26 protein-coding genes and 1 pseudogene are annotated in these 23265 nt (G+C 67.0%); 7 read left to right on the top strand and 20 right to left on the bottom strand.

Annotated features, from left to right (window positions below; all coding sequences use genetic code 11):
• Window positions 1-33: 33 nt before the first annotated feature.
• Both MKL20_RS05180 and MKL20_RS05185 read right to left on the bottom strand, forming a co-directional pair.
• Entirely contained in the window at window positions 34-423 is a 390-nt protein-coding gene (locus tag MKL20_RS05180) for a PIN domain-containing protein (protein WP_244035790.1), read from the bottom strand.
• Window positions 420-662 carry an AbrB/MazE/SpoVT family DNA-binding domain-containing protein gene (locus MKL20_RS05185; RefSeq protein WP_244035791.1) on the bottom strand — a complete coding sequence of 81 codons (243 nt, stop codon included), beginning with the start codon at window positions 660-662 and terminating at the stop codon, window positions 420-422. The genes MKL20_RS05180 and MKL20_RS05185 overlap by 4 nt, the downstream gene beginning before the upstream one ends.
• Before the next feature lie 265 nt (window positions 663-927).
• On the opposite strand from MKL20_RS05185, the gene MKL20_RS05190 reads away from it, so the two are divergent.
• Window positions 928-1524 carry a recombinase family protein gene (locus MKL20_RS05190; RefSeq protein ID WP_244035792.1) on the top strand — a complete coding sequence of 199 codons (597 nt, stop codon included), beginning with the start codon at window positions 928-930 and terminating at the stop codon, window positions 1522-1524.
• 595 nt (window positions 1525-2119) lie between these two features.
• Here MKL20_RS05190 and MKL20_RS33120 read toward each other — a convergent pair.
• The 11 genes from MKL20_RS33120 to MKL20_RS05245 form a co-directional block, all read right to left on the bottom strand.
• On the bottom strand, window positions 2120-4183 hold the full coding sequence (locus MKL20_RS33120) for an AAA family ATPase (protein ID WP_244035793.1): 2064 nt from the start codon (window positions 4181-4183) through the stop codon (window positions 2120-2122).
• Window positions 4184-4293: 110 nt separating this feature from the next.
• Window positions 4294-4716: a hypothetical protein gene (locus tag MKL20_RS05200; protein ID WP_244035794.1), complete on the bottom strand. Its 423-nt coding sequence runs from the start codon at window positions 4714-4716 to the stop codon at window positions 4294-4296.
• Window positions 4716-5174 carry a hypothetical protein gene (locus tag MKL20_RS05205; RefSeq protein ID WP_244035795.1) on the bottom strand — a complete coding sequence of 153 codons (459 nt, stop codon included), beginning with the start codon at window positions 5172-5174 and terminating at the stop codon, window positions 4716-4718. The genes MKL20_RS05200 and MKL20_RS05205 overlap by 1 nt, the downstream gene beginning before the upstream one ends.
• Window positions 5171-5413 carry a helix-turn-helix transcriptional regulator gene (locus MKL20_RS05210; protein ID WP_244035796.1) on the bottom strand — a complete coding sequence of 81 codons (243 nt, stop codon included), beginning with the start codon at window positions 5411-5413 and terminating at the stop codon, window positions 5171-5173. Before MKL20_RS05210 ends, MKL20_RS05205 begins: the two co-directional genes overlap by 4 nt.
• A 128-nt stretch (window positions 5414-5541) precedes the next feature.
• Window positions 5542-6144 (bottom strand): hypothetical protein, encoded by a 603-nt coding sequence (locus MKL20_RS05215; RefSeq protein WP_244035797.1) that lies wholly within the window; start codon window positions 6142-6144, stop codon window positions 5542-5544.
• Window positions 6145-6840: 696 nt separating this feature from the next.
• Window positions 6841-7722 (bottom strand): DUF4238 domain-containing protein, encoded by an 882-nt coding sequence (locus MKL20_RS05220; protein WP_244035798.1) that lies wholly within the window; start codon window positions 7720-7722, stop codon window positions 6841-6843.
• Window positions 7722-8234, bottom strand: coding sequence for a hypothetical protein (locus tag MKL20_RS05225; RefSeq protein WP_244035799.1), 513 nt, complete (start codon window positions 8232-8234; stop codon window positions 7722-7724). The genes MKL20_RS05220 and MKL20_RS05225 overlap by 1 nt, the downstream gene beginning before the upstream one ends.
• Before the next feature lie 10 nt (window positions 8235-8244).
• Complete coding sequence (locus MKL20_RS05230; protein ID WP_244035800.1) at window positions 8245-8487, bottom strand: DUF4160 domain-containing protein; 243 nt, start codon at window positions 8485-8487, stop codon at window positions 8245-8247.
• A gap of 176 nt (window positions 8488-8663) precedes the next feature.
• Window positions 8664-9344 carry a hypothetical protein gene (locus tag MKL20_RS05235; RefSeq protein WP_244035801.1) on the bottom strand — a complete coding sequence of 227 codons (681 nt, stop codon included), beginning with the start codon at window positions 9342-9344 and terminating at the stop codon, window positions 8664-8666.
• A complete protein-coding gene (locus MKL20_RS05240) occupies window positions 9341-10138 on the bottom strand; it encodes a hypothetical protein (protein WP_244035802.1) in 798 nt (265 codons plus the stop codon). Before MKL20_RS05240 ends, MKL20_RS05235 begins: the two co-directional genes overlap by 4 nt.
• On the bottom strand, window positions 10135-10662 hold the full coding sequence (locus MKL20_RS05245; RefSeq protein ID WP_244035803.1) for a hypothetical protein: 528 nt from the start codon (window positions 10660-10662) through the stop codon (window positions 10135-10137). Before MKL20_RS05245 ends, MKL20_RS05240 begins: the two co-directional genes overlap by 4 nt.
• Before the next feature lie 206 nt (window positions 10663-10868).
• On the opposite strand from MKL20_RS05245, the gene MKL20_RS05250 reads away from it, so the two are divergent.
• Together MKL20_RS05250 and mobF are read left to right on the top strand one after the other, a co-directional pair.
• Complete coding sequence (locus MKL20_RS05250; RefSeq protein ID WP_244035804.1) at window positions 10869-11180, top strand: hypothetical protein; 312 nt, start codon at window positions 10869-10871, stop codon at window positions 11178-11180.
• A gap of 63 nt (window positions 11181-11243) precedes the next feature.
• Complete coding sequence (gene mobF / locus MKL20_RS05255) at window positions 11244-14576, top strand: MobF family relaxase (protein WP_244035805.1); 3333 nt, start codon at window positions 11244-11246, stop codon at window positions 14574-14576.
• 23 nt (window positions 14577-14599) lie between these two features.
• Here the strand turns inward: mobF and MKL20_RS05260 are convergent, their stop codons facing one another.
• Both MKL20_RS05260 and MKL20_RS05265 read right to left on the bottom strand, forming a co-directional pair.
• Window positions 14600-15148, bottom strand: coding sequence for a hypothetical protein (locus tag MKL20_RS05260; protein WP_244035806.1), 549 nt, complete (start codon window positions 15146-15148; stop codon window positions 14600-14602).
• Between the two features lie 395 nt (window positions 15149-15543).
• Complete coding sequence (locus MKL20_RS05265) at window positions 15544-16347, bottom strand: GntR family transcriptional regulator (protein WP_244035807.1); 804 nt, start codon at window positions 16345-16347, stop codon at window positions 15544-15546.
• Window positions 16348-17191: 844 nt separating this feature from the next.
• Between MKL20_RS05265 and MKL20_RS05270 the strand changes: the two genes are divergently transcribed.
• Together MKL20_RS05270 and MKL20_RS05275 are read left to right on the top strand one after the other, a co-directional pair.
• Window positions 17192-17881 (top strand): ParA family protein, encoded by a 690-nt coding sequence (locus tag MKL20_RS05270; RefSeq protein ID WP_244035808.1) that lies wholly within the window; start codon window positions 17192-17194, stop codon window positions 17879-17881.
• Window positions 17881-18249: a stability/partitioning determinant gene (locus tag MKL20_RS05275; RefSeq protein ID WP_244035809.1), complete on the top strand. Its 369-nt coding sequence runs from the start codon at window positions 17881-17883 to the stop codon at window positions 18247-18249. The genes MKL20_RS05270 and MKL20_RS05275 overlap by 1 nt, the downstream gene beginning before the upstream one ends.
• Before the next feature lie 539 nt (window positions 18250-18788).
• Here MKL20_RS05275 and MKL20_RS05280 read toward each other — a convergent pair.
• Together MKL20_RS05280 and MKL20_RS05285 are read right to left on the bottom strand one after the other, a co-directional pair.
• Complete coding sequence (locus tag MKL20_RS05280; protein ID WP_244035810.1) at window positions 18789-19022, bottom strand: hypothetical protein; 234 nt, start codon at window positions 19020-19022, stop codon at window positions 18789-18791.
• A 12-nt stretch (window positions 19023-19034) separates the two neighbouring features.
• Window positions 19035-19646 carry a glutathione S-transferase family protein gene (locus tag MKL20_RS05285; protein WP_244035811.1) on the bottom strand — a complete coding sequence of 204 codons (612 nt, stop codon included), beginning with the start codon at window positions 19644-19646 and terminating at the stop codon, window positions 19035-19037.
• Window positions 19647-19746: 100 nt separating this feature from the next.
• On the opposite strand from MKL20_RS05285, the gene MKL20_RS05290 reads away from it, so the two are divergent.
• Complete coding sequence (locus tag MKL20_RS05290; RefSeq protein WP_244035812.1) at window positions 19747-20169, top strand: winged helix-turn-helix transcriptional regulator; 423 nt, start codon at window positions 19747-19749, stop codon at window positions 20167-20169.
• A 159-nt stretch (window positions 20170-20328) separates the two neighbouring features.
• Here the strand turns inward: MKL20_RS05290 and MKL20_RS33235 are convergent, their stop codons facing one another.
• Window positions 20329-20628 carry an SDR family NAD(P)-dependent oxidoreductase gene (locus MKL20_RS33235; RefSeq protein WP_409568118.1) on the bottom strand — a complete coding sequence of 100 codons (300 nt, stop codon included), beginning with the start codon at window positions 20626-20628 and terminating at the stop codon, window positions 20329-20331.
• 29 nt (window positions 20629-20657) lie between these two features.
• Window positions 20658-21524, bottom strand: coding sequence for an SDR family oxidoreductase (locus MKL20_RS05300; RefSeq protein WP_244035813.1), 867 nt, complete (start codon window positions 21522-21524; stop codon window positions 20658-20660).
• A gap of 108 nt (window positions 21525-21632) precedes the next feature.
• Here MKL20_RS05300 and MKL20_RS05305 point away from each other — a divergent pair, with 108 nt between their 5' ends.
• Window positions 21633-22523 (top strand): LysR family transcriptional regulator, encoded by an 891-nt coding sequence (locus tag MKL20_RS05305; RefSeq protein WP_244035815.1) that lies wholly within the window; start codon window positions 21633-21635, stop codon window positions 22521-22523.
• 398 nt (window positions 22524-22921) lie between these two features.
• Here the strand turns inward: MKL20_RS05305 and MKL20_RS05310 are convergent.
• Window positions 22922-23265, bottom strand: a pseudogene (locus MKL20_RS05310) (hypothetical protein); the annotation flags it as partial.

A 23265-nucleotide genomic window follows, 5' to 3' on the forward strand; every position in this document is an offset into this window, starting at 1 on the left:
CTCCACCCTCGACCTAGTCCTGCAGCGCAGCCCTCAGCGGATCATCTCGACCACGACACCGGCGGCCTCAGCGATCGTCGACCAGCGCTGCTCTGCGGTAAGCGCCGGCAGGCCTTCACGTTTGGCAAGGGCCAGACAGTATCGATCCCCGAGCGACAAGCCACCCTCGACCGTGATCGGACGCAGCATGCCGGCCTCGTACGACAGCGCGGCATCGACCACAGCCCATCGGATCGGCATGGGGCGCAACAGCGCTTCGAGATCAGGGCGTGCAGCCCCGAGCTTGGCGTAGTGGCTGACTACTTCAGCCAGATTGACGGTCGTCATGACAGACCCGTCGAGCACGGCCTTCACCCGATCCGCTCCTGGCTCGGCCAGCAGCAGGGCTAGCAGAGCGGACGCGTCAAGGACGAAGCCCGTCATTCGGCTTCGGCCTCAGAGGCTCGGTCGGCGAGGAAGTCTGCCACGGACGCGCCTGTCGTGTCACCGACCAGCCTGCGACTCAGGGCCTGTGCTCGGGCGACGACCTGATCGAGGGTCCGGAGCACGATGGCGTCGCCCGTATCCTCGACGATGACCTCACCGCCACGAGCAAGGCCATGCCGCTTGCGCAGATCGGCCGGTAGGCTCACGCGCCCGTCCTGCATTACCCTTGCTTTCATGGGACGCCTCCAATGTATGCCATAGGCGTGAGCGTACGCCAGAAGTCTCAATCCATGCCAGAAAGAACTTTGAACGTCAGCCCTGCCAGGAGCTGGCTCACTTCGGCTGTGTGGCGCTTTTGCATGCGTGTCCGTTTGAGGATCGGTCAGCGGACGCTTAGCCGATCCACCCGCAGAGGCTCGCTCCGCCTGCGCGGGCGGCGTCTCAATGGAATGGTACGATAAGAATTGCGATGAGGGGACCCTTTACGTTACGGTCCAGCTCATGACGCATGTGCTGATCGGCTACGCCCGGTGCTCGACCGACAAGCAGGACCTCGCCGCCCAACGCGACGCGCTGGTCCAGCTCGGGGTGGCGCCCGAGCGCATCTACACCGACAAGGGCTTCACCGGGACGAACCGGGCTCGCCCGGGCCTAGATCAGGCGCTGGCCGCGGTCCGGAGCGGCGACACCCTGGTGGTGCCCAAGCTCGACCGGCTAGCCCGCTCCGTGCCGGACGCGCGCGCGATCGGCGACGCGCTCACGGCCCGAGGTGTGAAGCTCCAGCTCGGCGCCAGCGTGCACGACCCGGTCGACCCGCTGGGCAAGCTGTTCTTCAACATCCTGGCGACGTTTGCTGAGTTCGAGGCGGACCTGATCCGGCTGCGCACGCGCGAGGGCATGGCGGTGGCGCGTGCCAAGGGGAAGCTGCGCGGCAAGAAGCCCAAGCTCTCGGACCGCCAGCAGAAGGAGTTGCGCCGGATGTACGACACCGGCGAGTACGCGATCAGCGACCTGGCCGAGCTGTTCTCGATTTCCCGGCCGACGGTCTACCGGACCCTGGAGCGCCAGCCGGCCACGCCCGCCGTCGCGGCGGCCTGAACGGGCGCCTCATCACGATCGACGCGGGAGCAGACCCCGTCGGCGTTCCCCGAACCAAGGTGACCGAAACCGCTGATGACCAGTGCCAAATAGCGATCAAAGTTACATCGCCCGGTGGAACGTCCTCTTGGAGGAGCCGGAACCCCGCGAGGGCCGTAAGAACCGGGCTAGCGCGGCCCAGGACGCCCGTGGCTGGGCTCGGACGGGTCTCGGGCCATCGGGAAGCCGCAGCGCCCGTTCTGGAGCCCGCTAGGGCCAGAATCCGCCCCGGGGCAGCCAGGGCCGCGGCGCCAACACCCTCGCCGATAGTGCCGCCGGCGAGCTGATGCGCGAGCGGGGCATCGACCTGGCGTCCGAGATGCGCCCCGACGACCTCCCGTTCTGATCCGCCAGGATGAACCCGGATCCGCGTGACATCGGCTTCCACCCAATGCCTATCCCAATTTCCACCAGACCGAGGATCCGGCCCGCGTGACCGGCGTGACCCGCGGGCCCCCTACTTCGTAGGGGGTCCCTGCAGGGTCACGTCCCGTCACGGCTTCGGGCCTGCCGTGACAGCGTGACATGAGCCGGTCCTGTCACGCCTGTCACGCTGTCACGCATCGACCCGCCAGAACCACTTCTCGCCGCCCCACGTCGCCGTTTCGAAACCCTGCTTCGGGCAGGCGTCGATGGCGCGCTTGAGCCCCTGGCGGATCGCCGCGTCGGCCTTGGTCTCGTCGGTGTCGACCGTCGTGTAGCGACGCCGAAATTCGGGCCTCAGTTCTTCGAGGGTGATCGCGCGCACCCGAGGCCCGGACCCACGCACCTCCACCTCTCGGCCGCTCTGGATCATCACCTCGTGGAAAGCCTCGCGGAAGGCGCGGATCGGGAGCGCCTCCTTCCGCGGGGGCGGAGCAACCGCCGAGGCATCGAGGTCCGGCTCGACGACGCAGGCACCGAACGGCTCATCATCGTTGTCGGTGCCCAGCTCCACGAACCGGAGGTTGAAGCCGGCGATGCGGCCTTCCTCTCCATCACGGAGCTTGGCCTTGTTCAGCGACCGCCCCTTCACCTCGCCGGTGGCTTGGTTGCGTTCGGCCAGGAGGGACAGCACGACGTCGGCACCGGCACGGTATGCAGAGGAGCCGCGCAGGCCGGTGTGCTCGTCCTTGCCGTAGTGGTGGACCGCCAGGACGAAGGCGTCGATCGGCTCCCCCAGCATCTGCATGTGGGTGATGACGCGCTGCGCCTCGGCGCTGTTGTTCTCGTCCTGCAGGCCGAAGGCGGCGATGAGGGTATCGATCACGATCAGGCCCAGGCGCACCCCGAACTTCCGGCGCATCCACGCGTCGATGCCACGGATCCACCGCTGGAGTTCCAAGACCTGCGCCGGATCGGACAGGTTCGGGACCTTCTCCCTGCGCACGATCGGTTGGTTCTTGCTGCCGCCCTTGGCCTTCCGAACCGCGTCGAGGCGGTTCGCCAGGGTCCCGGCGCCCTCGGCGGCGATGATCAGCGTCCCGACGCGCTCGACGACGCGATGGCCGAAGAAGTCGCGCCCCTCCGCGAGGCAGTTGGCCAGCTCGATGGCCGAAAAAGTCTTGGCCGCCCCCGACTGGCCGCCGAGGATGCCGACGCCCTTCGCGGGCAGCAGGGGCTTCACGATGTACCGGGGCGGCTCCAGGGGTGTATCGCCGTCGAAGACGAACCCCACCGCCCGGAACTCGTCCAGGGTCGGGATCCGCGGCGGCTCGTCCGGGGCGGGCTGATCCAGGACGGGCTGATCCGGGGCGCGAGCCTCGGTCGGCTCGAAGGAATCCTCGCGCGTCGGAGCTGCCACGGGGACTTCGGTCGCGGCATCGACCCGCTGCCACAGCGCCTCGACGGTGCCTCCGGCCTCCATCCAGTCCGTCACGTCCTTGCCCTCTTCCAGGTCAGAGAAATCGACGACCCGCACCCGCGAAGCGTGGCCGGCCAGTTCAGTGATCTTCGTGCGGGTCCCGATGCGCCCGCCGCCGTCGTTGTCGGGGAGGATCACCACGTCGCGGCCGGCCAGCAGCTCGCCGCACCCCTCGGGCACGTCGGTGGCGCCACCGAAGGTGAAGGCCGGCAGATCGAAGCGTGCGAGCGTGTCGACGTCCTTCTCACCCTCTGGCCAGAACACCGTTTCCCCGGAGAAGACGGGGTCGAACGGGTTGGCGCTGGCGACGTAGGGGCAGGGGACGAAGCCTGCGGGCCGCCTGGCCTGCCAGCCCGTGCGACCGGTCTTCGAGTCGAGGACCCGATAGAAGTCGATCCACGGCGAACCGACGGTCTTCTTGATCTTGAAGCGCACCGGCGCCCCGTCGCGGATGTAGGCGTGCCGGCGCCCCTTCAGCTCACCCGCGACCGGAGGCGGTTCGCGCCGGCCAACAGCCTGGAACTTCGTCGCGCGTTCGCCCGGCTCAGGCGGCGTCATCTCCGGCACTGGCACGTCGGACAGCTTCGGAGCCGGAGAACGGCTCTCGGACTGCCCGGCGTCCTTCCGCAGAGCCGACCGCTCGGCGTCCGTCCGCCTGTCCGGCCCCAGCTTCGCCTCCGCGTTCACGAAATGGCGGTGCTCGGCTTGGTCGTCTCCGACCCGAAAGCACTTCAGGGCGTAGCCGTTTGGCGCCGACTCCTCGATCCAGATGGACACCGACCGATCCGTCTTCGGGCGTCCGATGGCAGCGGTGCGCAGGCGCTTGCCGCAGATCTTCCCGCCGAGGACGCTATGCAAGGTTTCGAGAGTGACCACGACCCGCCCCGTCAGTGCTGCTTGAGGACGACCACCGGAGCCTGCGGCCCCTGGCGGAGGAGGGATCGCCACGCCTCGCCATGGGCGGGCGTGGTCTCGACGAGGACCACCGAGGCGCGGCCGTAACGGATGACGGAGGCCGCCATCTCGTACGAGGACGTGCAGTCGTTCAGGAGCACGAGCGCGCCGTGCACCCGGCGCAGCAGCCGTCGCAGGGCTGCCACGTCGAAGGCGTCCGGCCCCGCCGGTGCGGCCCGATCGTCCACGATGGCGGCGAAGGGCCCCGCGCCGGGGTTCCTGACGGGATCAGGCATGGGGTGGACGACGACCAGGCCGGCCCCGTGCCGGCACACGGCCCGGAGGAGAGGCAGCCGGTAGACCGGCCGCCGCTGCGCAGGTGTCGGACCCGGGTTTTGGATGGGCGGCAGGCTCATTACGCCCACCCTGCTGGCAGGTCACAGGCGATGAAGCTCAGCTTCCCCGGCGCCGCTTCCCGGACGAGCGCCGCCCAGGCGATCTCGTGCTGGGCGAGGGTCTCGATGATCACCGACGAGTGGCCGGCCATCGCGAGAGCGGCCGCGCGGTCGTAGATGTCCGGCACGATCTCGCTGCGGGAGATGATCGAGACGTCGTAGGCAGCGCCCATAAGGGCATCGAGGGAACCGGCGTGGAACGCGCCCGGTCCCCGCGCTCCGTCGGCCCAGGGCGGATCGTCACCGATGATGGCGACCCAAGGTCCGACGTGCGGCACCGGGAAGGGCGCGAGGTCCTGGTCCTGGAGACCGAGCGCGCACTGGCGATGCGCCGCGAGGAGGAGGAGCGGACCCATGTGGTCGCCCATGGCATCGGCCATGGTAGCCACCGACGAGGGGGCGGGCAGGTAGAACCTCACGACCGGCCCTCCTCGGTCGAGGTGGGGACGGCGGCTTCGACCCGACGGGCCGCCATGAAGGCGTCCAGGTCATGCTTCCGCCAGAGAAACTTCCTCCAGCTCAGGGTGAAGTGCGCCGGAGCGCGACCCTCGCGGCGCCACTTGTTAAGTGTTGAGTGACCAACGCCCATGTACCGGGCCGCAGGTCCGGTGGTGAACGCGGGCTCGTCCTTAAGATCGAGCGACTTCTGCTTGGCCATTGTTGCCCTCCGAACCAAGTAGCCTTGGGAGCTACGATGGTCGAAGGATCGCTCAGAGCAGGGCTGAAGTGTTGCGTTATAGCTTTAAAAAAGCGCGTTTAAAGCTCTAACTCATTGCCCCACATTGCTTATTTGGCGCGGACGCGCGGCCGTTTTTTCGGGGTTGTCGCTGCCTGCTTCACTCGAAGGGCATTGGCTGCCTCTTCAGCGCCCTTCGGCAGCGCGCCACCTGTTGCATGATCGAAATGCCGGAGCATCGTGGTCATCATCCTGAGCCTGTAGGGGATCGGTTTCCTTCCCTTGTTCCGATCCTTCCACATGGCCACGATACGATCGCTGAGCTGCTCGACGGGGATCCGATTGCCCTGCGCATCGCAGCCATCGACCATGCCCAGGTCGCGAACGACATCCATGAGGAAGTCGATGTACGGGCTATAGCTCCGCTCCGTCATGCCGATGGCCGCAGGTGCACCCGTGAAGGCGGACCGCCAGCCGTCTCGCAGTGCCATGATGTCCACGAGGGGGCTTCCGGTGACCTGGCGGCCGTCGACCTCGAAGGCGATCGGCGCGTCTTCGAGAAACACCGCCTCGGCAGCCTCCGAGCGCCAGAAGTAGTCCGGGATGGGGGTGACACGCCCGCTGTCTTCGAGCGCCACAGCGCTGAGGCTCTTCTCGGCGAGTGCCTGTCGGAAGCGGGTTTTGGCGTCGTCCTCGAAGTCGGGAAAGGTCATGCCGAAGCCCTCTGGAAGAGGCGAAAGGGCACGCAGTAGGCCACCATTTAAGCTACGACGGATGTTATCGGGGGAAAGGCAGGTGTTGTATGGCGGTCGAAGCGTCAGGTTGAGATGATAGAATGGATCCGGCCCGCTCGACGAAGAGTTTTCCAATGGTTTACTGAATGGGGCGTCATATATATCTCGGAATGCAATTCGAACCGCATCATATATATATGGATTGATAGGCTTGGCTGGGCTCGGGACAATCTCCAGAGCTACTGCTACCAGTTCGTGCCGAATTACACTATTCGATCCAACTTTGCGTGTTTTTCCGTTGTTACAGCTAGCAATTGGCAGAAAATATCTTTCGAAATATTCGTCTCTAGGAGCTTCAGAAAGTTTATTGGTCTGATCGTATAAGATGCTTGCGATGAGAAAGACTGTCGCGAACGAGACAGGAACGTGGTTGCGAGGGACAAGGAGGGGCATCGGAAGCAGGCACCGGCTATGGGGCCATCATGGTCCGCGATACCGTCTTAACCCCCTGTTCCCTGCCGAGCACCGAAGCGTAGCAGCTGTACGCTTGTGGATATCTATGCGGGCATGGTCACCAGGATGCCCGGGCTCTGCCTCGCCGGCAATCGTGCGACGGACACATGGGTTTAGTCTCGATGGTCACGAGCCATGCGGGATCCTGCATGGCTGTCATCCTCAGACGGGCGGTGGCAATCGGCGTGTTAGCGATCGCAGCAGCTCGCGCGAAGATGAGGCGATCGTGTTGCTCGACCGGGCGAGTTCCCAGTTGACCCTTCGAATTGAGGTATCGTGTGTGATGTGCACGATTTGGTTGAGGTCAGCCATGCCGTAGGACGCGATAGCAACATCCGGTGCGATCGGTAGCGAGAGTTCCACCTCCGGATCACCGAGATCCATGCGACCGCTTGGTGACTTCAGTCGAACGACCGGAAGGCTGGCCAAGGCGAATTGCCGGTCGGGCCGGGGGATGTGTATTACCGTGAGCCCTCGTGTGTAGAGTGCTTCGAGAACACGCGGCGAAAGCGTCATCAGAGACTTCATTCGCGCAGAGTGTTGGAGGTCCTCCAGGTTGTCTGCCGAGAGGTGCCGTTCCCGATCTTCAGGCGGCATTGGGCCGTTGGCGTCCTCCCAGGCAGCGATTAACCCCTCGGCAAAGGTCTCCATAGATTCATCGAGAGGAATGCCTCGGAAGAATTCCGGGCACCCCTTGAGCTGGACGTAGAGGAAGAAGAGCAGGAGCACCCTCTCCTCACTCGTTAGGTCCCACCTGCCGCCAGCGCGGACGTGCTCGACCACGCGATCAAGGACCGGTCCCGCAGCGTTCTCGACATGCCCGAGCGTCCGCTCGACTAGAGCGCTTGGTGAACCATCCGGACCAGCCACCGTATAAAGGTGCCGTTCTTTGAAAATTCCTTTCGGCGTGCTGCGGAAGAAACCGCGCTCCGGCCTTCGGCGGTCGTGGACCCACAGCATGCCGCGGTGGTCGACAAACCGCTTCTGCAGCATCTCCGGAATGAAGTGCTGCCCCGCCGGAAACCCACCAGGAGCGCCCGACATTACGCTGCGCCCACTCGGCTCACCCGGGGCGGCCGTCCAGCCTTCCGAGGGCGGTAGTGCGCTTGCAGCAGGATGGGGTCGCGCAGCGCTGCTCTGCACGACATCGAGACCGACGCCGGCACCGTGTTGGCCCCTGCCTTGTAGGCGTTCCACGTGCTGAGCGAGATGCCAAGGAAGTCGGCGGCCTCTTGGTTCGAGAGGCCGGCCGCCGCCTGCCAAGCCGCAGCTTCCTCGTGGCCGAACCGCCGCTGCTCATCCGCCAGGAGCCGCAGATGGTGGGCGTCGATGGCAAGATCCCCATCCTCATCCCCCCATTCGACCGAGGCGCCGTGATCCCCAAGGCGGGCGGTCGCGAACACCGCCGCGTCCTTCAACGGGGCTAGAACTTCTCCGCCCGTGGCGATCCATCCGGTAAGGTTCACGCGGTCGGACGGGCCATCGCGCCACATCACGCCAAGGACAGTCGGGCCGAGGCGCGAGATGGTGGCGATGCGGGGTAGCGGCTTGGTCACGGAGTCCTCCTCAGGCAATCGGAAATCGGGTGTTGGTACGGTTCCACTCGGCCGCGATGGCGGCGTGGTTCGCGGCGGCCCAGGCCAGCGCTTCGCGCTCGATCTTGCCTGGGAGTGAGCCAGCCATGATCCGGAGCGTGGCGATCTCCACCAGGGCCTCGTCGTCGGGCGTAAGCACGTGGAAGTGCGGCGGCAGGTGGTCGTTGGCGTAGACGCGGACGATGACGCTTCCGAACTGGTAGAGCTTGCCCATCGCTACGCCTTGCTGACTACAGAGAAACATAGTCCGTTAAACGGATGTCAACAATACCCCATCCGCTAAAAAGATGGGTTTATTGATTGGGGGGCTCAGCAATTTGGTGGTGGCGCCCGGGACCACCGACCACGCCACGCCGCCGGCCAGCCAGTGCGTGCGTGCGGAGCAGGATCTCACAGCGTCGGCGCTGCGAGCGGAGGCGAGACCCAGAACAGCAGGCGGCAGGTTTTGCGACCGCCCTCCTCTTGGATGTGGCCGCCATCCCGACACCTCACGATGGCCGTGCGCGCGTCGTTCCATTCCATCAGCTCGCGCCAGAGCCGGGCGGTCTCGGGCCCGTTGCGGAATGCCGCCCGCAGTCCCGCCTCCGTCTCGGCGATCGCCCCGCGCGTCGTCGTCACGGCAGTCCACCAGCCGCCGGCCGCGCCCATCGCCAGGGCTGCCACCAGGCCGATCGACACCAGGGCGGCGGTGCGGCGGTCCATTGCTCGCACCCGACCCGCGAAGGCCGTTGCCGAGGCATCGGCCAGGGCGGTCGACAGGCTGGCGACGGTGGCGGTCTCGGTCGCCCAGCACTCTGCGCGGAACCGCGCCGCCGCGGCGTCGGCGGTCTCGCGTCCCTCGGCGAGGAGAGAACGCAGCTCGTCGACCGTCGCCGCGTTCGCCGCCACCAGCGCATCGGTGCATGCGTCGAGGTGATCGGCATGCACCGCCAGCCCCTCCGTGAGAGGGCAGAGGGGATCACCGGGTTGGAGCCCGGACGCACGTGCCGCCTCGCGCAGCGCGTCGCCCGAGCTCGCGGGCTGGCCCCCAGAAAGGGCCTGCCCCGGAACCAGCATGGCGCCCCGGGTCACGGGAGCCACTCCAACACGGAAGCGAAATTGGCTTCCATCCGTCGGAGCCAGATCGCGACTTGCTGAGCCTTCCAAGGACCGAGCGGGCGGCCCTCGGCCGGTGCGTGGCCCTGCGCGGCCGAGAGGAAGGTCAGTCCCGTCCCCTCCAGATCAGGCGCCGGTTCGAGCCGTGGCATCGCGACGAGACGCGCACCCCGGGCGACCGTGGCGCCGAACACGGGCTGCGTCTGGATGGTCTCGGAGAAGGCCGCGTGCGCGGATCGACCGACCGGCACGACGCCTTCGTTCAGCACCAGGATCGTCGCCGGGCTCGCGAGGAGACCGCCCTCCTCGACGCTCTGGAGGTAAGTCGCATCGTCGATGGACGGTCCGAGGAGGTGCACCACCACCACCTCGACACCCAGGCCCATGAGCCACGGCAAGAGGTCCATGTCGCGGGCGACGCCCTTCAGGATGAGATCGCCACCGCCCAGATCGAGCAGGGTGTCGTGCCCTCCGGTGAGCAGCCCCTCGACGAGACCGGCGACCCAGCCTCGCACGTCAGCGTCGTCGGCCGAGGGCGGGCTCACGGCACCCGGGAAGAAGCGCACGAGGGTTTGGTTCGTCCTGTCGCCGTCGGCGGGGATGACCGGCCGGCCGGCGTTCGCGGCGCGATCGATCATCCATCGCGCCAAAAGCGTCTTCCCGCGGGAGCCGCGGCCGAGCAGCAGAAACAGCTTCGGGCGGACATCGACGGTCGGCGATGGTGCAGCGACAGCTTCGTCGAGGCGAGTGGCGGTCTTGGCCTTCGTCATGGGGTCGGATCCTTTTCGTGGACCGGGCGCATCGGCACCGGCTGCGGGTGGCGCGAGGGTTGAGACGGCAGTGGCACACGGCTGGCGCTCATGCCGGCGAGGACGGCCGCGATGTGCTCGGTCGCCTCGACGGCGCCGGCCGGCGTCCCCGCGATCGGCGCGGCGGCGGGAGCGGGCGGGGGCCTGACCGGCATAGACGCCGGAGCGGATGCGATGAGACGGACACCGGGGACCAGTTCACCCGGAGATGGGCGGGCGGTCGCCTCGGCCTGCCGCCCCGCGGCCACAGCTTCACGCACCCGTCGCCAGGTCCTCGATGCGGTGTCTCGGGTCAGGGGCCGGCCATGCTCATCCGTCAGACCGAGGTCGGCGAAGGCGCAGAGGGCTGCAGCCCATTCCACGCGGCCGGTCCCGATCTCGCGCACCAGCTCGTCGTGATGCCGGGTCATCCACGGGGAGAGCCTTCGATCCCCTGCCCGGGCCCGCGCGAAGACGGCGGCGATTCCTTTGTCGTGGCGGGGCATCAGGGTGCCCTCTCCCGCTGGAGGAGAGGGGCAGTATGGGGCCCGGAGCGGTGCCGCATCCGGGGACGAGCGGGGCGCGGGGAACGGGTTTCAGCCCCTACAGACCAAGGCACCCATAGTGCTCGGGTGAGCCACGCTGCGCGGGTGGTACAATCCGAATCGTCGGCCGGCGCGAACGCCAGGGTCGACCCTCGGAGACCTTCACGGTGGCGGAGCAGGAAGCCCTCGGGGCGCTGTTGGTGGCGGTGTCGGACCTGCGCCGCGAGGTCGGCGCGCTGACCGCCTGCATGGCGCAGCTGGTCGCCGGCCAGGAGGCGCATACGGCGCTGCTGCAGGCGCTTCTCTCGGCCGTCACCGACCTCGGCGAGGAAGGTGGCGGCGACGGGCTGGCCGAGGCGCTCGGCCGGATCGCGGATAGCCTGGACGAGCAGGGCGAGACGCTGGCCGGCATGCGCACCGGTCTCGATGCAATCCCTGCGGCCGTGGCGGCAACGCTCGGCACCGCACGGGCCGCTTGAGGAGCCGTCCAGGTGCTGACTTACAGGGTCGGATCGGCGGGCGGCCTGAGCGGCGCACGGGCTATGACAGCGCACCTCATGGAGCCGACGCTCCCGCCCGAAATGGCGAGGCTCGCCGCCTATTACGGCTGCGCCCCCGGCGCGGCCGATGCGCCATCGGAGGCCTTCACGGTGACGCTCCCGCGAGTGCGCGAGGATCTGGATCCCGCGCTTGGCCGTCTCCTCAGCCTCGACCCGCGCCGACCGCCGGACGCCGACGCCATCGCCCACCTGCTGGCCGGACACCGCGCCGACGGCGCGCCCATCCCGGGCCGCACTGAGCGACCGACAACGGTCTCGCTGGCCGAGGAGACAGGGCTCCCGACCGACCGGCTGCCGACCGCCGAGGAAGTCGAGCGCGTGCTCGCCAGCCGACATGCCGCGACGGGCGAGGCTCTGCCGACGGAGCGCGTCGGGATACTGCGCGCCCGCACCCTGCAGCTGCTCGGGGCGACCGAGACCACAGCGGCCGGCGAGGTCCTGGATGCACTCGCCCACGGTCGGCGCGCCGACGGCGGACCGCTGCGCCCCACCGCCTACCGCGACGCGGTCACGGCCAGCCGGGCGGCCGTTGGCTACTGTGACCTCTGCTTCAGTGCCGATAAGGCGCTGTCCGTCGCGACGCTCTTGGCACCGACGGCCGCCGAGCGAGCCGCGCTTCATGCCGTCCACTGCGAGGCGGTCAGCGAGACCATGCGGGCTATCGAGGTGGTGCTCGGGCGGGCGCGGCGCGGCAAAGGCGGCCGCAGCGGCACCGAGGCCGGGCGCCTCGCGTGGCTGGCGTTCGACCATTGGACCAGCCGGCCCACCGTGGAGATCCCGGACCGGGATGCGGCCACGGGCGAGGCCTATAGCCACCTCGCCGTCATCCGGGCCGCTGGCACACCTCAGATCCACACGCACGTCTGTGTGCCGGCGGTGGTGCTGACGCCTTCGGGCCACGTCGGCGCGCCAGACCTCGCCGAACTGCGGGGGCGTCTGCACGAATGGGGTGCCCTCTACCAAGCCCATGTTGCTACCGGCCTGCGGAGGCTTGGCGTCGCCGTCGACCTGGATCCGGACACCGGGGCCGCTCGCGTCCGAGCCGTGCCGGAGGCGGTCCGCGCCGCGTTCTCGCGCCGCACCGCCCAGGGCGAGGCCGCAGCCCGGGCCTATGCCGCCACCCAAGGTCTCGATTGGGACTCTCTCGACGCGCGGCGCCGGGTGGGGCTGCTCAAGACCGGCGTCCAGGGAAACCCGAAAGCGCCGAAGGTCGACGATGTGGCCGACGTCGAGAGCTGGCGCCGCGAGGCCGAGGCGCTCGGCTGGCAGCCGGCCGGTGTGTCCAATTTGGACAAGGCGATCCCGCTCCCGACCAGGGCCGAGCGGCTGGAGATCGCCCGCGCCGCCGCGGCACCATTCCTCGAGCGCGACTTTCTCGGCGAGGCGGTTCTCGACGGGTCCGCGGCCAGGATCGCCGCCGCGCGCGGGTTGGTCGCTTCGGGCGTCGAGGATGCCAGCGAGATCGACGATGTAACCGCGGCCCTGTTGGCGGCCGACGTCGAGGATGCGGGCATTCCGGCACCCGTGATCGTGCGGGAGGTTCGGGGCGCACGCGGCCGGACCGAAACTCGGCTGACGACGGCCGCGCATGTCGCGCGCGAGACCCGGCTCGTAGACCTTGCCCGGCAGGCAGCAGCGGACCGCTCGGGCGCCCTTACCGTCGAGGAGGTCGAAGCGGCTGCCGCAGCGACCGCCCTCGATTTCACCGGCGCGCATGGAGAAGCCCAGGCCGCCGCAATGAAGGCGATCGGCACGGGCGGCCGCGTCCAGCTCCTCATTGGCAGCGCGGGGGCGGGCAAGACCACACTGATGCGACCACTGGTGTCTGCCTGGACCGCTAAGGGCCGGCGCGTGCACGGCACCGCCGTCGCGTGGCGGCAGGCTGCTGCCCTGGCGGATGCCGGGATCCCGCAAGACCAGTGCCTCGCGGTCGCCGCCCTTCTCGCCCGCGTACGAAGCGGTGTGCTGCAGCTCGACCGAGACGACGTGGTCGTGCTCGACGAGGTGTCGCTCACGTCGTCCAGACAAGCCCTGGAGCTTCTGGAACTGCGGGAATCCTCGGGGTGTGTTTTGCTGGCGGTGGGGGACCCGCTCCAGTCGCAAAGCGTAGAGGCCGGAGGAACGGTGTCGCTCCTTTCGCGGGCCCTGGGCGGTACGGTCGCCGAGGTCACGAGCACCGTCCGCCAACGCGTCGAACGAGAGCGCGAGCTCGCGGGTCTCGCGCGCGCCGGCCGGGCGGCCGACGTCATCGATACCCTGCGCGATGAAGGGCGCGCCCGCCTCGCGCCTGGCACCCAGGCCGACGCCGCGAACGCCGCCGCAGCGCTGTGGTGGGAGCGCGTCCAGGCCGTCGGCGAGGGCGCGATGCTGATGCTCGCCCTGACGCAGGCTGATGCGCGGCTCGTCGCCGAAGCGATGCGGCGTCGGCGACAAGCGGAGGGCGTGCGTGGGGCGGAGGTGGCGCACCTCGACGCGGTGGATCAGGCCGGGGCGGTGTTCGAGCTGCCGGTGGCGATCGGGGACCGGGTGCGGCTCTACCGCCGAACCTACGGCCGCGGGGCCGGCCGCGGCGCGCTCGGGGTGAACGGGTCGATCCTGACGGTGCAGGGTGTCGAGCGCGGCGGCCTCATCCTGCGCTCCGCCTCCGGCCGCGAGGCGCTCGTCCCATGGCAGGCCCTGCGCGACCGCGAGACGGGCCGGATCCTGATCGGCCAGGGAGACTGTCTGACCGTGGACAGCGCTCAAGGTGCGACTTCCGACGCTGACTGCTGCCTGGCGCTTCCGCGCGGCTCGGAGGGGATGGACGCCGGGCGTTTCTATGTCGCCATGTCGCGCCACCGCAGCCTGTCGTGGATCGTGCTCGGGGAGGGCGCCGAGCGCCGGGCTGTGTCCGCGCGTAGGCCTCTCGGCGATGCGCGCCCGATCCGGGCGACGGATATCTGGAGCCATGCCGCGGCGGCCTTCTCCCGACGGCCGGCGAGCGAGACGGCCCTCGACCTGATGGAGCGGGCGCATGTCGCCCGTCGCGCGGCCGAGAGCGTCTTCCGGCTGGGCCTGGTGCGCATCGAGACCCGCCAGGGGCGGGACAAGACCTCGACCGTCCTGCCAGCCCAGGCTCGGCGCCGGCTCCTCGCGCGGGCGCTGGTGCCGCTGGAGAAGCGCATCCGGACGCGGGTCCGGGCTCTCGCGGAACTCGCCGCGCAGGCGGCCTTGGTGGCGGCTCGCATCCGGTACGTCGCCGACACGGAGCGGGCCAAGAGGACGCTGGAGATGCCCCGGCGCCTCCGCCGCGGAGCACCCGCCCCGCGGCCCTGATGATGTCGACCGCACGGCGCCCGTCAGCGGCGCTTGAGGACCGCTACCGGGACGCCGGCGCCCTCGTCGTCGTCCTCATCGACGAAGCGCCGGCCCGGCTTATCGTACGGCACGAGACCCACGTTGATGGCGAGACCCTCCGGTGCGTCGGGCAGCATCGCGCCCGCGGTCCCGTAGGCGATGAGGGCGCTGTAGGCCGTCACACGGAGCCAGCGCGCGTGCAGGGTGCCCAGGGTCGCGGCGACCTCGTCCACGGTCTCCATCGCGCCCAGCATCTGCCAGGACCAGTCCTCGTACTCGATGGAGCCGACGGGGCCGCGGCGGGTGATGAGCCGCCGGAAGAGGTCCGCCACCGGGGCGATGGGCTCTGCCTTGAGGTGGCTCCGGACGTCGTCGCGCAACCGCGAATCGGTCTGACCGACGGGGACGAAATCGCTCTCCAGGACGGAGAACGCGGTCACGGCCTCCATGTAGCTGGCGAAGGCTTCCTTGCTCGGGGCGTCCGAGCTGAAGGAGATGATGTGAGCCGCGGCGGTGCGCAGGCCCTGCTTGGTGAATGGTGAGATGCGCATGTGCGCGGACCCCCTGATGAAAGTCTGGCCGGCGGCCGGACACTCCAGGATGCCACTCCGAAAATCGCGGTGGGGTACGGAGCCCGAAAAAGCGGGCTTCCGACAAAACTGTGTGGCCAGTGCAGCTGCAGAGCTGCACTTTTGGCCTCCCGGTAGCCGCCGGCGGGCGTCCAGGGTCGCTATCGGGCTCGGTAATCCACCCGCGCAGCGCCTTTTCCCGCGAATCGGTGCGGGTCCTACATTCGAATCGCCGTCTCCCCGGCCGGGCACGTGACCAGTCGAGGAGCGAAAAGGTGGCCCGCCTGACGGGGTGTCGGGGCTCAGAGCGATCCGGGCCCCGCCCCGTCCGGGAGGCGCGTTCGATAGGGCGGACGCCGCAGCTCGGCCGCGTGCAGCTACCGCATGGCTCGGCCTGCCTTACGACCCACATGGATTCCTGCACGGCCTGATCGGTCGAGGTCGCCCGCTGCCCCTCGGCAGCTTGCTTTCGGTTCCGTTTTCCCCGAATCCCTCAGATCTAGAACTTGAGTAGGCGTGCGCTTCGGGGATTTGCACCCTCCCCCTTGTGGGAGGGAGGAGTGGGTATTCAGCACCGAGCCTTTGCGGGCCAGCCGCAGCCAGGCGGTCCACTCGGACGAGACGATGCGGACGATGTTCGTAGCGTTGCGGAAGCCGGTGATGCGCCGCTCCTCCACAGTCACGAGCCCGAGCTTCACGGCCTCCCGGATGGCGTTGCGCACGGTGGTCTCGGCCACGCCGACGATTGCCGCGAGGTGCCCGACGGCGAGGCGACAATCCTTCCGACGCACGACCTCGGCGGCCACCAAGGAGAGGACCGCCTGCTCGGCCAGCGTGAACCGGGCAGCGAGACCAGGGGGCAGGCGGCCGGAGGCGGCCCAGCGGCGACGGCGCTCCATGCTGGCATCTGTGCGCGGGCGCGAGCCCACGGACCTCCGGCGTGATGCTGAGGGATCCTGATGGAGCAGGCTGTCGCCTGGGGCCGATGGTACCGGCGGAGCTAGGGAAAACCGTCGGGCTGCCGGTGCATCGGTGCGCGCCTCGATCAGCCCGGACAGCGCCTCGGCCTCGGCCTCCGTGACCTTCCCCTCCCCGTAGGCACGCCACAGCAGTGCCGTCACCTGCGGCAGGGTGATTCGGTCGGCCGCTTCGATCGCGCGGCGGATTTCGTCTGCAAACACGTGTCTCGGCCCTTTTCCACAGGGCCACAGGGGGACGATCGGCGGCGCAGGTTGTGCGCTCCGTTCAAGACAAGCCGATATCGTTGCCGGAACCAGGGTTCCGACTTGACGCCCGTGGGCGCTTCATGGCTTGTGGGGGATGTGAACCGGGCCTCCACAGGCCATTTCGATTTTCGACGGGCTCCTCGTTTGGCGACGGGGGGCCCGTTGGCTTTTCAGGGTCCTACTGCAGCGATTGCTCTCCTGAATGGCCAGCTCGCGACTCGTTAAGGCGAGTATGGCCGTGACTGCCCATCTCGGCCGGGCTGCACGGCTAAGTCAACGTTATGTGTGGCGGATAACGCCCTCCTCGCCTCCCTAAACCTCCCCATATTCCGGCATGCATCTCTCCTTGTTCGATGATCATTGCGCGCGTGCCACGCCAGCAGGGTCAGAGTTTGCGGTCGGACGGGGGCGACCGTGGCGACAACATTTACAGGAGCGCGCAGTGTCTCGGCCAGAAGCTCGACCCGCATAAGCCCCGTTCAATCGCAGAGCAAAACGGCCAAGTTTTATGGTTTTATGGAAACCAATCAGCTTCCTGACAGCTGTCTGGTAACTCCCTGGCAGCAACTGGCCGACGCGCCTAACAGTGGTCGGTTATAATATGGTATCCTGACAGCTTCCCGAAATCTGACGGCTATCCGACAGCTTTCTGGTTCCAAACAGGACGCCATGGGTTTTAACCTGGCGCTTACCCTTAAGCTGGCAGCTTCCCGAAACCCGATGGCTTTCTGACAGCTTCCCGGAGTCTAAAAGATGCCCGGTAGCTTCCTGAAGCCAGACAGCTTCCAAAGAGGTGTCTATGCCCGTCATTACGTTCTCGTCGCCAAAGGGCGGTGCCGGTAAAACTACAGCTGCCTGCATCCTCGCCAGCATGCTGGCGGAGCAGGGGGCGACCGTCACCGTAATTGACGCCGACCCCAATCAATTCGTCCAAGAATGGGCACAGCTGCCGGGTCTGCCCACGACCCTTCGCGTCATGGGCGGTGCGACGGAAGAGACGATCATGGATAAGATCGAGGAGGCGGCCACTACAACCGCCTTCGTGATCGTGGATCTGGAGGGCGTGGCGAGCCTCATGGTCAGCCACGCAATCTCGATGTCCGACCTAGTGGTGATCCCCGTGCAGGGCTCGCAGTTCGATGCCTCGCAGGCTGCTCGTCAGATCGGGCTCATCAAGCGCACTGAGAAGCGCGGGGGGAGGGCCATTCCCTACACGGTGCTCATCACACGCACGAACCCGGCGATCATGCCCCACACCCTCAAGCACATCTTGCAGAGCTTCGATGAGCGCGCGATCCCGGTGCTAAAAACCCGCCTGTGCGACCGCGAGGCCTACCGGGCCATGTTCTCCTATGGTGGCACGCTACAGGGCCTAGCAGGGAAGGGGGTCGCTAACACTGCTGTGGCAATCAACAACGCGGCGGAGTTCGCCGCGGAGGTTGTGCAGCGCCTGCGCGACAGCCGCGACCAGGCTAAGGAGGTTGCGTGATGCCCGGCCAGCCCAAGCCTGAACGTACTGATCCGCTTGGAAAGCTCGACCTTGGCGGACTGGACGACTTCAAGCCCACGCCGCGCGCAGCCCAGCAGCCGAAGCCGCCGGTCGAGACAATTCGCGCCGTCTCAGAAGCGGAGGGTTTCCCCAGCCGCGAGTCCGCCCCACGCGAAAAGGCGAAGCCAGCAGCGGCCAAGGTTGAACAGCGCCGCTACCGCACCGGCCGCAACAAACAGCTCAGCCTCAAGGTAACGGAGGAGACCGCTCAACGCTTCACCCGCCTGGCCGACGAGAAGCGACTGGTGCTTGGCGAGCTACTGGAAAAGGCGCTCGACGCCTACGAGGCTGTCAACAAGAGAGGGTAACCCCCGGAAAGCTATCGGAAACCAGATAGGCATCCAACAGAAATCAGACAGCTTCCAGAAAATTTCGCGGTTCGTCACCGTTCGCATAAGGGCACGCTACTGAACCAAGCATACTGTGACGTTCAGCAGCCACTCGCGACTCATTGTGCGTCTTGGAAAAGTCCGCTTCCAGTCCGCTGACAAGGAAGAGGTTTCCGACCGGGTTGGGTGGATTTCCGTTGGTCCGCTATCAAGCAGCAATGCATGGAAGCGGACGTCGCCACAGCGCCCGCTCATTATCCCAAGCAGAACCTCACAACGCCTGCTTTGCAGCCTTCTGGCTTGTCGGTCTGTTATGATTGGTTCGGTTAAGAAAGCCTCTTTTGGATAGTCTCGTCGGATTTTCAAAAAAGATTGATGGCTATGTTCGCCTGGGCCATACCCAAACCGTACCGGCCCGATCGGCTGCTATGGGTGGTTTTTGTGACTGTCCGCTCTCGGGCACGGACGATGAGAAAGCGGACGTGATAAGGTCATGGTTTTCGGGATCAGGTGTCGCTTCAAGGTGACCGTTCGCGATTGATCAAGTATGCAAGTAAACCTTGTATGCGTGGAATGATGACGAAAACCATTGCAAGCACGATGATTGGCACAACGACAAGGTGACGTTGCCAGATTTCCCATTCGTAGGCCGCAGCCTGCATTAGGTAGGCCAGCCCCGTCACGAGCGGATAGACGGCACAGAAGATCAGCAAACAGAAGATTAGACGATTATTCCTGTCGGTACGTGACATGTACGACACCTATCAGTAGTCTGCGCTTGATCGTGACCGGAAACGCTTGTACCAAGCGTCCAGCCGCGGATGCTCGCTTCCGTAGGGAAGATCGAACCGCTCGCGCGCCGTCTGAAAGATCGTGAAGGTCGTGAAGTCCGCAATGGTCGGTTCCTCGCCGACTAGGAACGCGTTCCAGCCGATCTCCACCTCCAGAATGTCCAGCAACTCCGTCACGTAGCGATGCGTCCGGTCCGCGGTCTCCTTCGAGGGAGACGGCTCCTTCGCCGAGAAGGCTTCGGTCCGGTTCCAGAGCCAGAGCTGGCTCCGGGCGACCAAGTCGCCGCCAAGCCGCTCCAGGGCGCGAACCCGCGCACGCGATGACGGGTCCGTGCCGATCATCGGCCGTTCGGGGTGAAGTTCTTCCAGGTACTCGACGATGGCGGCGGAGTCGGTGATCGCGAGACCGTCATCGGTCACCAGGGTCGGGGCCCGGCCGGATGGGTTGATGCCGAGGTAGCGCGGGGAGCGATGCTCGCCGTTCGCGTAATCGAGTTCGTAACGCGGGACGTCGATCCCCTTCTCCGCCAGGTAGATGATGACGCGCCGCGGGTTCGTGCCCTTCCGGAACTGATACAGCAGCATGCTTCCGCCCATCTCGTGCCTCGATGGTTACCTATGTATACCGCTGTGATTTCCCCGGAAGACGGCACGCAGATGTGCCTCGGGCACACGGAGGGCACCCATGGCAAAGACCCTGTACGGCCGCCTCTACGAGGAGAGCGAGCGTGGCCCGAGGCTGAAACCCTGTGCGCCGCACGACGTGCTGTCCCGGATGGGCGACAAGTGGACCATCCTCACGCTTCTGCTGCTGGCCATCGTTCCCGGCCATCGTTTGCGTTTCTCGGCGATAAAGAACGGCATCGAGGGCATCACGCAGCGCATGCTGACGGTGACGCTGCGTAACCTGGAGAGGGACGGGCTCCTCGTCCGACACTATTTCCCGGAGGTTCCACCGCGCGTCGAGTACGAGTTGACCGCCATGGGCGCGAGCGTGCTGCCGGCCTTGGAGGGTTTTACCGGCTGGATCCGAGAGCATTGGCCCCTGATCGAGGCGGCCCGCCGCACCTTCGACGAAGCCGTCGCTCTCGACGCAGGAGCATCGTAACTGCGGAACACGACCTGAAAAGCTATTCCAGGCCGGCCGCATGACGACGACACGAGCGCCTGCCTCCTGCCCGTCTCATCCAGCGCGCCTTCGACCTATCTTCATCAGGTCAAAGGCGTTCGGCACATCGGCGCGCGTCCGTTCGATGGCGCTGCGGTCTTAGATCGTAGCCGCCCAAGCCATCGCATCGGCCCCAGCGAGGATGTGCGCTGGCGCGTCCTTGTCGGTGACGGCGCGCCAGATCTCCTCGGCCACCTTGTCCGCCGCCGCCACCAGTGCCGCGATCCTGGCGGGATCGGTCACGTCGAGGGGGAGGACGCGCAGCCGGTCGGACGGCGGCAGCACGTCTTCACGCGGGGCGCGCATGGTGGCGATGTCGTGCCCCCCGCGATCCGCGAAGCGGCGAGCGGTCGCCAGGCCGAAGCTTGACGAGCAGCCAGTGACGAGGATGGTCGGCATAGCCGGTTCTTTCCGTTCAGCGGTGAGGGTCAAGCCGACGCGAGCGCGGTGGCAACCTCGCGGTAGGTGTGCAGCGGGCGACCCAGCAGCGTGGTCAGGCGCTCGCGGTCGCCCTCCGCCGGGATCATGCCGTCGCTGACGTAGCGCTCGGCCATCAGGCGCATCTCGTATGCCATCCACTTCGGCATGAAGCTCGCCATGTTCGCCTCGAACCCGCTCGGATCGTCGCCGCCATAGGTGACCGGGCGGCCGAGGACATCCGTCCAGATCGCGGCGAGGTCCACGCCGGTGAGCGTGTCGGGGCCGACGAGGTTGATCGTCTCGATCGGCATCTTCCCCGGCGCCGCGTCGCGGCGGATCAGCTCGATCGCGGCGACCTCGGCGATGTCGCGCGCGTCGACCATGGCGACGCCTTTGGCCCCGATCGGCATCGGGTAAACGCCGTGCTGGAGGATGACGTCCTTGATCATCACCTCGTTGTCGATGAAGTAGCTCGGGCGCAGGATTGTGGCGTTGAAGTCCATCGCCTGGAGCATCCGCTCGGCGCCGAACTTCACCGCGAAGTGCGGCACGTTCACCGCACGGTCGGCCTCGAACACCGACAGGTAGACGACCCGATCGACGCCGGCCTCGCGGGCAATGTTCAGCGTGATGATCGCCTGGGTAAATTCGTCGCCCGTCACCGCGTTGAGCAGGAACAGGGTGCGGATGCCGGTCATGGCGATGCGCAGCGCCGTGATGTCCAGAAGATCGCCCTGCACGACCTCGACGCTCGCCGGGAAGGCGGCCTTCGTGGGATCGCGGGTGAGGACACGCACATCGGCGCCGCGCTGGACGAGCTGTTCGACGACGTGGCGGCCGACACGGCCGGTGGCGCCGGTGACGAGAATGGTCATGGGGATCGCTCCTTCGGGTTGAGCCGTTTGGCTGACCTCAAGATGAGCGATCCACTCCTGCGCCAACAGCCGTTATATTTGGACGCTCCGTCTCGCTGGTGGAACGCAATGGACTTGCTCGCCCTCGCCGACTTCACCCTCGTCGCCCGCCATGGCGGGTTCGGAAAGGCTGCGCGGGCAGCCGGGCGTCCGAAGGCGACCTTGTCCCGGCGCGTGGCAGAGCTGGAGGCGAGCCTGAACCTACGCCTGTTCGAGCGCGGGGCCCGCGTTCTCAAGCTGACCGAGGAAGGGCGCGCGCTGTTCGAGCGGGCCGGCGCGCTGCTCACCGAACTGGAGGAGACGGCAGCGGCGATCGCCTCCGGCGGGGACCGCGTGCGGGGTCGGCTGCGGATCAGCGCGCCCTTGCTGTTCTCGCAGATCGCGATGGGAAAGCTCGCCGCGGGCTTCGTCCTGAAGCACCCGGAGGTCCGGCTCGAAGTCACGACGGAGGATCGGACCGTCGACATGATCGAAGAAGGCTTCGACCTCGTCATCCGGGTCAACCCCGATCCGGACGAGGGCCTCGTTGGCCGCGCATTCCTGCACGACCGCTTGGTTGTCGTGGCGAGCCCCGACCTCGCCCGGCCCACCGACGGCATGACTGTTCCAGCCGTCCTGCGGGGAGGGAGCGATCGCACTGCATGGATGGTGAGGACGCCGGCCGGCCGAGAAACGATCGAGGTCGAGCCGATTCTCGGCCTGTCGTCGCTCGTCATGATTCGCGATGCGGTTCGGGCGGGCGTCGGTGCGGGACGCTTGCCCGTCTCGCTCGTGAGCCACGATCTGGCTGCTGGGAGGTTGATCCACTGGGGCGACGTCGACGCACCCGACATCGTACTTTGGACCCTCTATCCGACGCGCCGGCTGCTCAGCGCACGCGTGTCGGCTTTCCTGAACCACCTGAAGCAGGCGTTTCCCGACGGGACGCCGGATGAGCTGGCTTCCTTCATCGCAGGATGAGGCCGCCCTCCAGGTTCGCCTCTGCCCGTGCGAGAACCGCCGAGCCCGCCCGTGATCGCTGCAACGTCCGCTTCCCGAACACCAAGACTACGTCCCCGACGACCGGGTAGGGTCGAAAGCGGCCGGGGACGGTGGTCTGGAGAAGATGCACCTATACTGAACCAACAGCGACGGTCCGTTCGCGCATACCCAAAAAATACCGACGTGACGTGGAGGTATCAACCGCGCACGAAAAAGGGCCGCCCCCTACAGAGGAGCGGCCCAAGTCAAGGGAGGAAACGCCCACGAGTGGGCTACACGCTGTTGAGACGTGCGCCGCAGCAACGATTGTGCGTTGCGGTAGTTCCGGAATTTGGGCGAACCCTTCTGCGCGATCCAGTCCGTTCTGCTTCAAAGCCTTATGCCTCTCCAATGAAGCGGGAGCGACCAGCCCGCGTCGCGAATGCCATCACCAACAGGCTCGCCACGACCAGCAGGCACATCGGTGCGGACCACGCGCCTGTCGCTTCATGCAGCAGGCCCACGAGAAGTGGACCAAACGCAGCCCCAACGTAGCCGATGAATTGGGCCATGCCCGACAAGGCCGCGGCCTGGTGGTGGTCTGGGATTGCCCCTGTTTGGTGGACACCGAGAACGCTTTCGCGTGAGGTGTTTGTCAAATGCCGAAGAGTCGTCCCCCTTACCCCACCGAGTTCCGCCGACAGATGGTCGAGTTGGCCCGCGCCGGGCGTGATCCAAACGA

Source organism: Methylobacterium sp. E-066 (genome assembly GCF_022829635.1).
Taxonomy (GTDB): domain Bacteria; phylum Pseudomonadota; class Alphaproteobacteria; order Rhizobiales; family Beijerinckiaceae; genus Methylobacterium.